Below are 9,978 nucleotides of genomic sequence, written 5' to 3' on the forward strand. Positions count from 1 at the left end.
CGGGGGAGGGGCTCTGCTGAGGTAGATTTGAAGGCTACCTTTTCATATGACTGCCACGGGCAGACCGTATTCTGATCTCGGCTTGCCCACAACGAAGTATGAAAGAGTGTTAGGCTTATCTACTCTTTCTTATAAAAAAAATCCCTTTATATTCAGGAGGTGTGGATGGAAGAACATAATCCTGGCCAAATCGGCCTCAATGAATCAAGATCGGCTGAACCAGCGTATCAGCAGCCAGTTCCAGAAGAGCACACGCAAATTAACTCCCAGCAAATGAGCCAGGCTAACCCGGGTGCACCGGCGGCCATGCAACAGACGGAGCAAAACAATCTGCCACAAGACACTTATATTAATCCGATGCCGCCCCAGTCGGCTTTGACGGGCCAGGCAACATTGTCACAAAACTCGGGTAATCCCCCCCGCCAGACAGAACCGGAGCAATATGCACAGGTCACGCCGGCCAGGCCACCGGAAACGGCTCACCGGGAAACCTTGCTCAATCCCGCTGCTCAACCCCAAACCATCTATCAACAGCAACCCCATGCACAGCAGAACGTTGCATCTTCTGGGCAAATGTACAATCAAAACCCGATTCAACAGCCAGTTTACACCTTCATGGACCCGGCCACGGGACAACTTTACTATAGCCACACGCCGCCTGTCATGCAGCAACAGCCCCCCCTTCCCCCAAAAAACGCTTATGTTCAGCAATCTGCTTCGGAAACAGTTGTTGCACCAGAACAACCCCAGCAAGCCCCCCCGCCGAATTATGGTCAGGTAATGACAGCGGTGGGGGAATTTGCCGAAGGAGATGCCTCGGTGGGTGATGTGCTGAAAACCCTCTACACCACCACCGCGCAGGATGATCAATTCTGGAAAGGTGCCCTTGTGGGGGCTGCGGCAACCGTACTGCTGACCAGCGAAACCATCAAAGGGGCCATGGGAAAAACCCTGGGAGCTATTATGGGAGGTGGTGCCACTGCAGCCGCTGCCACAGGGGATGGGAAGGAAAACAACTCTGCAAAACAATCGACGAAGACTCAATCTACAGACGTACCCCAAGAAGAAACAAAATAAAAACATTTTTAAAGGAAACATTTTTATGAGTACCTATGATGAACAAATGGCTTCACAGTCCCAGCAAGAGTATCAAACACAACAACCTGTGCAACACTCCCAGCAAGTGTATCCAACACAGCAACCTCCCCAACAACCCCAAACCGTATATGTACAGCAACCCTACTATACAACACAGCCCCAGCCGACATTACAATCCACTCAAGCCGCACCACCTGTTCCAGTTAATGCCGCGCCCACAACATCTTTTCTGGGACTTGATGTTGCTTCATCCACATTCTGGAAAGGCGCACTCCTGGGTGCCGGCATAACATTGCTGGTCACCAGCGAAACCGTGCAGAGAACAGTGATGAAAGGAATAACCAAAATGATGACGGCCACCTCCAGTGGTATCGAGGAGCTAAAAGAAAAATATGAGGATGCCAAAGCGGAAGTGGATGCGGAAGATGCCGGAATTTAAACCATTGATGCATTGAATATATCTATTTGGTTTAGTTATATAAATATTTGGACAATACCCATATTTGTCAGTTTGGGGCTGCGTAGCATACTAATGATATGTGAGCAGACCCCAAACAGGTGAAAAGGAGGTGCTGACCGAATATTTACTCATACCTGGATAATGATTCAACCAATCAAGGACATAAGGGCCTAAACCTTTCATGGCATTCACTTTTGAAATAAAACAAAACATTTTTCATCGCACCCGTATACGGATACCCGAATTAAAAGGAGTCCCTTTGCTCTGCAAAAAGGTGGAGCAATATCTTCTCCCCTTGCATGGCGTGACCCATGTGGAAGTTCGCCCCAAATCAGGATCAATAATCCTGATCCATCCAAAGCGAGGTATCCTTATTGATCAGTTGTTGTCTGATTTGGAAAATGATTTTTCCACCTACATGGAAACGAGCGGGAAAGGAAAAAAACAAAAAGGGAAAAGCTCCCATTCCAACCTCGATCTGTCCCCCCCATTGGCTGGGGAAAAGGACCGGGACGGCTACCATGTTTCGGGAAAAACCCTGATTCTTTCCGGCCTTTACATCCTCTATTTAATGGCAAGGCGAATTTTCCTCCCCATCCCCCTGGCCCCGAGCGTCATCGATCGAATCGTATCTCTTCCTTTTATTGCTGCATTCTGGCTGGCTTTTCCCATCCAGAGACAGGCAATGGACAACTTAAAGGCCACCGGCAAGGTGGATATGGGCATGATATCCACGATTCTGGTCTATCTGGCCCTGTTCACCGGCAACATTGTTTCTGCCCTGGTGGTGACATGGCTTTTTAATTTTTCCGGCTGGATGGAAACCCGCATCAAGGAGCGAACCCGTCAGACAATCCGGGAAATGCTCACCGGAAAGGTAGCCCATACCTGGAAGGTGATGAATGGAACCGAAATAGAGGTACCATTGGAAGGGTTGCAACCAGGGGATATTATTGCATTGAACCAGGGGGATCTGCTCTCTGTGGATGGTATGGTGGTCAAAGGAGATGCCCTCATTGACGAGTCAGCCATGACCGGAGAGGGACTGCCTCTGGCAAAATATCCCGGAGATGCCGTACTGGCCGGTACGGTGATAATTGAAGGAGGAATCCATGTCCGGGTGGAAAAAACCGGAGAAAAAACCCGGCTGGCCGCAATTATCCGGCTCATTGAATCTGCAGAAACAGACACAGGAGAGCTGGGACGTCTCTCTCTGGGAATCTCCCAGGCCATGGTACCGGTCTCTCTAATTCTTGCGGCAGCCACTTTCCTGGTCACCGGTAACTTTCTCCAGGCCATGACCGTCATCATGATCACCTGTCCCTGTTCCCTGAGGCTCTCCACAGCGGTTGCAGTCTCCGTTGCCATGGGCAATGCCGCATCCCGGGGAATTTTGATAAAAGGAGGATCCCATGTTGAGATGGCAGGCCGCGTTGACGTACTGGTTGTGGATAAGACGGGAACCCTGACACGATCTCGATCCACGGTGACCGCCATTGAGCCCGTTGATAAACGCTACAAAAAAGAAACTATTTTAAAGCTGACTGCATCCCTTTTACACACTTCCCGTCACCCTTTGGGACATGCAGTGGTCCAGGCGGCCCATGAACAAAACATCCAATTGCTTCCCTGTGATAACAGGCAGTTGATCATGGGCAAAGGGGCCAGGGGCACGGTGGGAAAACAGACGCTTCTTGTGGGCAGCCATCGACTAATGGAAGCCTGCGGCATTCTTGATACAGCCCCCTCTTCCGAAATTGAAACAATGGATATGGGCAAAAAACCAGATCCCCATTCAGAAGCTTTGGATACCCTGGACAGGGGCAAAATAAATAATTTTTTCCCGGAATATTCCAACCAAGAAAAAAAACAGGAACATTATCGAGACGCAAGCGTGATATTTGTGGCGGCAGATTCCCGGCTAATTGGTCGCATAGAGGTAGGCAATATGATCAGGGAGGATGCCTCCAAGGAAACCATGGCCCGTATTCGTGCAGCCGGGGTGAAATATACTGCCATGTTGAGCGGCGATACCCGATCTGGATGTGCAGATCTTAAGGGGCTCCTGGGATTTGATGAGGTGCAGTGGGGAATGTCCCCTGAAGGAAAAGCCGACTGGATCGCCCACCGGAAAAAGACCCATCCTGGTGAACGCATTGCCGTTGTGGGGGACGGCATCAATGACACGCCTGCCTTTGCCCTGTCTGATTTAAGTTTTGCCGTGGGAGAAGGCGGGGTTGATGTCACCATGGAAGTGGCAGATATTGTTTTGCAGCAGGGTGGTATCGGCCATGTGGCCACCAGCCTTGCGCTGGGGCGAGAAACTCTGGATACCATTCGAGAAAGCTACACCATTGCCATCGGGTGCAATGCCGCCACCCTTTTCATGATGACCTTGGGAATCATTTCCCCCATTGCAGGTGCCCTGCTGCACAACCTGACCACAGTCTATGCGGTGAGTAATGCGGCCAAGTCGACCGGCAATGCCCATCAGATCATTCAAGCTTAGATACAAAAAGACTCATTGTTCCAAACACCGTACGAAAAGGGTTTTTACTTTAAGGAGTATGCTTTTCCATGTCAACCATGACAAAACATAAAATTCTCATTGCCAATGAACTGGATCATCGTATACGGATTAAAGCGCGCTATCTCAAAAGCAAATTTCTGGATCCTGATTATTTTGAAGCGGTGATGGAGACCATCCCCGGAGTGGATCAAGTCAGGCCCAACTTTAAAGCAGCCTCTGTGGTGTTTATTTATGATGGGCAACCACAGACCAGAAGTTCCATCCTCAACTGCGTATCCAACCTTCCAAAAGATGTTCTCAATGGTCAAAATGACCGAAAAACACCTCCATCCCTGCTTTCCTTGGTGGGGAAAGGCACTCTGGCAGTATCATGTCTTTTTTTTCCCAAGGTTGCAGCGGCACCCATTGCCTTGATTCTTGCGGTTCCCGTGATCATGGAAGGTATGACCGCCCTTTGGAACCGTACACTAAAAGTTGAAGTGCTGGATGCAGCTGCCATAACCTTTACTTTGATACGTCGGGATTTCTTTGCCACCAGCATGATCATCCTTCTGCTCTCCCTTGGAGAATATCTGGAAACCCTCAGTGAAGAGAGAACCACGGGACTTCTTAAAAGCCTTCTTAAACCAAATAAAGAGACCATATGGGTGGAAATAAAAGGTCAAGAATTGGAAATTCCCCTGAACGATGCCCAAATCGGCGATCGGGTGGTATGCGGCCCAGGAGAAATGATTCCCCTGGATGGTGAGGTGGTTGCAGGGGATGCCCTGCTCAACCAGAGCTCAGTAACAGGTGAATCGATACCGGTTCATGTTTCCCCGGGAAGCAAGGTGATTTCAGGATCTGTGGTGGAAGAGGGCAAAGTTATCTTTAAAGCCACCCATGTGGGCTCAGAAACCTCTGTGGCCCGAATTTCCAAATTCCTTGAAAATTCCCTTCGCTATGATTCCGAATCCCAGAAAAAAAGTGATGAGCTGGCGGATAAACTGGTGCCCGTCACCCTGGGCCTGGGGCTTGGGATCTACGGCCTGACCCTGGATGCGGCAAAGGCAGCCGGAGTACTGACAGTGGACTACTCCTGCGTCATCAAGCTCTCAAGCCCGGTGGCTGTTCGTGTGGCCATGTACACAGCTGCACAAAACGGGGTTTTACTCAAGGGAGCCCAGGCCATGGACGCCCTTGCCCGTATCGACACCCTGGTATTTGATAAAACCGGAACATTGACAAAGGGGCAATTGAGCGTAACGGATCTTGTGACCCTCAACGGTGTGGGGCAGGAAGAATTATTAACCCTTGCGGCTTCAGCCGAGGAGCATTACTCTCATCCAGTGGCTGATGCCGTGGTCCATGCGGCCAAAAAAAGAGGACTTAAAATGATCGCCAGCAGCCAAGTGGACTTTATTGTGGCCCATGGTGTTTCCGCGTACATTAACGGAAAAAATATCCTGGTGGGCAGCCGTCATTTCATTGAAGAGGATGAAATGATTGATTGCAGTGGGATCAACGACGCGATTATTTCACTTCAAAATGAAGGAAAAAGCTTATTATATGTTGCCTGCGATGATGATCTGCTGGGTGTAATTGGTTTGAGGGATGAACTCCGGCCCGAAGCAAACCAGGTGCTCAATGCCATGAAAGAGACGGGAATCCGGAAAATCATAATTCTCACCGGGGATTCCACCGTTACGGCCAGTGCCTTGGCAGCCCAACTTCCTGCCGTGGATGAAGTACATGCGGAATTAAAACCCGAAGATAAAGCCAAGATAGTGGCACGCCTGAAACAAGAAGGGGCCTGCATTGGATTTACCGGCGACGGGGTAAACGATGCCCCGGCTCTTATCTCGGCCCATGTGGGAATCTGTCTGCCGTCGGGGGCGGATCTGGCCAAAGAATCGGCACAGGTGATCCTTCTCAAGGAAAACTTGAATTGCCTTTTGATCGGTCGCCAGATCGCCCTCAGATGTCAGGAAACAATCCATCAATCCTTTGTCTCGGCCGTAGCTCTCAATTCCGCTTTTCTGGTATTAGCCTCTCTGGGGTTAATTCAAGCATTAACCGCAGCGTTGTTGCACAATACCAGTACTGTGGGCATATTGAGTTATGCCGGGATGAGAGAAAAAAAATCCCCAGATCCCGAACCATCAATATAACTGCCACGGGCAGACCTTATTTTGATCTCGTTCTGCCCACAACAAAGCTTGAAATACGCCCCTGATTTGCGGAGTATTTCATATAACCCACATGTCCTAGCGGACACAACGAATATTGGGTCGTAGACGCGGAGTCAAATGGTATTATACCGCCGCCCCCCCCGACGGCAATGGGCCCGGACCGGAACTGTAGACAGCTCAATTGTCCGGTTCCTATTGCCCATCGGGGGGGCGGCTCTGCTGAGGTTGCCTCGGAGGTTGCCTTTTCAAATAAAAAAAAACAAACAGGTAGATTATGTATTCATCTTTAATCGATGCAGAGGTCAACACCAATCTTGTCTTAGTACAGGTGACCCACCCCAAGGTGGAAGAATGGCTCAAACGAGTGGGTCTTTTTGTGGGATCCAATGTGATTCGGCACAACAAAGAGTTTCGTTATCATCCGGTCCGGGTGAGGGGAAGCAAAGGAGATAAAATCATTCCAGCAGGCCTTGCAACCAAAATTTATGTTCAGCTCGATTCCGGCAAGAAACTACCACTGGCAGAAATGAACAAAAAGGACGAGGGCCATATCGAACTATTTAACCGAGGAGGACGTCATATGCGCTCATTTCTACAAAAATTGGGGTTTAAAGAAAAAGGAAGGATCATTTTTTTGCGATCCCTGCCTCATATGGATTATGTCACACTGGTAAATAAAACAGAGCGAACCCGATTATCAGAAGGAGAGGCGGCCAGGATCTGGGGCCATGGCAATGATTCTGTGGATATGCAATTCTATTTTGCCCGGCAGAACAGCCCCTTTGAAGTATTGGAAATAATGGGCAGTCCCAAGGTTTGCAATCATTTGGAAACCCACGGTGTTTTCCCTGGTGTGGAGCTGTGCCTGGAGGCAATTGAACAAAGCCAGGTGTTACATGCACCAAGAAATAAACCGGTGAGCATTTCAAGTCCGGGGGGATTGCGCCTCCATATGTCACCAGAGCAGGCCAGGGCCATAATTGTCAAAAGCGAAACGGAAACGCATTCTCCACCGGAAGATTGAAAGATAAAATAACAAGCTGGCCATTAAGACTATGCTTTGGCCCGGGTTTCTTCAGCCTTGACCTCTTCCCACATGGTAGACATTTTTTCACCGCTTTTTGAAAGTGCGGAACCAACGGTTTTATGGGTTCTGTAAAAGGCTTTCATAGCGCCTTTCAATGCTCGATCAGCCAAACCGGGCTTTTCAATTATGTCAGTGATATCATCGGAATTTTTCAACCCCGCTTTTTTACCTGCCTTGTAGGTAACAACACCGGCAACGCCGACAACAGCCCATCCAATGGCTCTGCTTGTTGCAAGGGGAACAACTGGGAAAGTCATAACTTATCTCCTTCATACAGTTTTAACGTTTAGTTTTATTATTTTTCATTTGATTTCTCGTTCACCGGGGCCTTTGCCGTTTTTTCAGCATCGGCATCCGTCTCAGGTACTGCAGTGATCTCAGCAGCGGCCCTTTCATCTTCACCTTTTTTCCGACCAAGCTTATAGCAGACATAGCCGCCGGCTCCAAGAGCCAGCCATCCCAAGGGACTTAAAAGAAGGGGGAAAGCCATACGTTATCTCCTTATCAAATGCCTTGTTATTTCCCGGCATCTTTCGTTTTCACTTCCGGGACCTCTGTCTGAGCTGAGGGAGCGGAATTGGCTTTCTTTTCTCCCTTGTTTTTTCCAATTTTGTAGAGAGCGTATCCGCCAACGCCCAAAATTACCCATCCCACCGGGGATGCTAAAAATGGAGCACACATCATCAGGCACCTCCTTGTATAAAATATTTAAAAATAGACCAAATAACAACAGTAAAAAAATATACATTTATTCCAGTCGTCATACAAATACTGTTTGTTCAACAGCAAGACATCTCTATCATAGATATCTTATTTCACTTCAAATTTTAAAATCATAGAAGTTAATTGTCAAGATAAAATATAAAAAAATTTTCAACTCACAAAGAACAATATAAGTTACATTGGTTGCCATTCTCTTAATAGGCTGATGCAAGTTACATTGGTTGCTATTATCTTAATAGACTGATGCAAGTTACATTCACCCTGCAAACTTAAAGTGTAGGCATTGCAATCTTGACCAGAGTATTTTCAGGAAGGAGCCTTACAATTCTGGGCTGCCTCCCTTTTGTGGCTGTACTTCAAGAGTAAGGACGCCTGGAGCTTGCCTTATTATTAATACCCAAAGGTCCCCACCACCTTTTCATCCCCATATGCCGTGGCATCCTTGAGTACCTGAGAAATGGCACTCACGCTGTAATTATGAAGCATATGAACATTTTTTTTATGCTTTTTACCCAATTTTTTAACCACAGTACACGCAGCATGACTATTGCAATTCACCGGACATAACACCATATCAGCACGTTTCATGCGATCCTCCAGGGGCTTAGACCCTTTTTTCATATAACCGTCATGGTAATCAAATACCCCACCACTTCCTTCAATAACCTCCCGGTAAAGAGATTCCATCCGGGCAATACCCCCCACGATCAATATCCGTTTTTCACATAGATCAAACGCCGGACAGGATGCGTCACAAACGCATTGGCCGGACTCCATGCAACCGCCTTGATTGGAACCAACAAAATGACCAATCAGATTACGGGCCTCCCGGATGATCTGTTCTGTGTGTTTTTTTTGCAACCTCAACTCAATAGAGAGCTGGTCCCGTAGATCATGCAAGGCATGTAAGCGGGCTTTGGCCTCTTTGCTGGGTTTCAATGCATGTTTCAAGGATTTTTCCAGGTTTCGATTTTCCCTTTGAAGGGTTGTTATTTCTGTTCTACCTTGGTGGTTCTGCAATTTCCCCATAAGATCATCATTATCTTTTCGGAGTAATTCATTCTCTTGCTTCAGAAGGGCAATTTCCTTTGCCATATTATTATTCTTTTTTTGTAATGAGCGTCGGAGAGCCTTCCCTTCCTTAATCTCACCGTTCATTTTGTCAATGAGACCATTCAAGCGGATGACATGTTGTTTCGCTTTTCGGCTTTCTTCTCCCCCCCAGTGCATGGACATATGAATTTCACCAAAAACCTTTCGCTTTGACTTCAATGATAATTTAGGATTAACCACAGCAGCCCAAAAAGAAATCAAATAATCGCCGGTTTTAAGTTTTTTTTTAAAATGATCCATAAAAGCCTTGTCATCAAGTTCGAAAAGCGGGGCTGCTGCCTTCATAAATTTTCTCTCAAGAAGGCTGTCCACTCGGCGAGATATTTTGTTATCACTGTCCCCGCAAGCCACCAAGGCTTCATGGATCTCGTAAAGACTGGTCTTTTTCAGCGGAAAATCAGTTTTTTTTAGGATCTGCTTTTGCTCCGCCACCGTCAAACACATCCCGACAATGGGACAGGTAAAACATGTCTCGATATCCCAAAATCTTATCCTTTCCGGGTATTTGTTATGATCAATATGCAATTGGTAATTAATTTTATCTGTTATCCTGCTGGATACGCTGAATTCATGCATTGTGTCTCCCTGATTGTTAATCGTTATTAACGATTAACATAGGCTATTATTGTTTGATATTTCTAACTTGTAACCGCTAAAAAAACCGCCTAATCCCGTTATTTTCCGATAGACGGTTGTTTATTTAATCTAAATTACTTTTTTATATGAAAGAGTAGATGAGCCTAACACTCTTTCATGCTTCGTTGTGGGACAGAATAAGATCAACATAAAATCTGCC

General features: G+C 47.3%; 8 protein-coding genes. 5 read left to right on the forward strand and 3 right to left on the reverse strand.

From position 1 onward, the window contains the following. Positions 1-165 precede the first annotated feature (165 nt). The 5 genes from ACYQ2M_RS23935 to ACYQ2M_RS23955 all read left to right on the forward strand — a co-directional run bounded on the left by ACYQ2M_RS23935 (position 166) and on the right by ACYQ2M_RS23955 (position 7,283). Positions 166-1,077: a hypothetical protein gene (locus ACYQ2M_RS23935; protein WP_459918920.1), complete on the forward strand. Its 912-nt coding sequence runs from the start codon at positions 166-168 to the stop codon at positions 1,075-1,077. 25 nt (positions 1,078-1,102) lie between these two features. Next, positions 1,103-1,537 carry a hypothetical protein gene (locus ACYQ2M_RS23940; protein ID WP_459918921.1) on the forward strand — a complete coding sequence of 145 codons (435 nt, stop codon included), beginning with the start codon at positions 1,103-1,105 and terminating at the stop codon, positions 1,535-1,537. Positions 1,538-1,817: 280 nt separating this feature from the next. Then, on the forward strand, positions 1,818-4,067 hold the full coding sequence (locus ACYQ2M_RS23945) for a heavy metal translocating P-type ATPase (protein WP_459918922.1): 2,250 nt from the start codon (positions 1,818-1,820) through the stop codon (positions 4,065-4,067). A 68-nt stretch (positions 4,068-4,135) separates the two neighbouring features. Then, a complete protein-coding gene (locus ACYQ2M_RS23950) occupies positions 4,136-6,238 on the forward strand; it encodes a heavy metal translocating P-type ATPase (protein ID WP_459918923.1) in 2,103 nt (700 codons plus the stop codon). Between the two features lie 295 nt (positions 6,239-6,533). After that, complete coding sequence (locus ACYQ2M_RS23955) at positions 6,534-7,283, forward strand: hypothetical protein (protein ID WP_459918924.1); 750 nt, start codon at positions 6,534-6,536, stop codon at positions 7,281-7,283. 29 nt (positions 7,284-7,312) lie between these two features. Here the strand turns inward: ACYQ2M_RS23955 and ACYQ2M_RS23960 are convergent, their stop codons facing one another. The 3 genes from ACYQ2M_RS23960 to ACYQ2M_RS23970 form a co-directional block, all read right to left on the reverse strand. Beyond that, positions 7,313-7,603, reverse strand: coding sequence for a hypothetical protein (locus ACYQ2M_RS23960; protein ID WP_459918925.1), 291 nt, complete (start codon positions 7,601-7,603; stop codon positions 7,313-7,315). A gap of 38 nt (positions 7,604-7,641) precedes the next feature. Next, entirely contained in the window at positions 7,642-7,836 is a 195-nt protein-coding gene (locus tag ACYQ2M_RS23965; protein ID WP_459918926.1) for a hypothetical protein, read from the reverse strand. Between the two features lie 623 nt (positions 7,837-8,459). Beyond that, the gene (locus tag ACYQ2M_RS23970) at positions 8,460-9,758 is read right to left on the reverse strand and encodes a DUF2325 domain-containing protein (RefSeq protein WP_459918927.1); all 1,299 of its coding nucleotides are present in this window, start codon (positions 9,756-9,758) and stop codon (positions 8,460-8,462) included. Between the last annotated feature and the right edge of the window lie 220 nt (positions 9,759-9,978).

It is taken from the genome of Desulfocicer niacini, assembly GCF_054657595.1.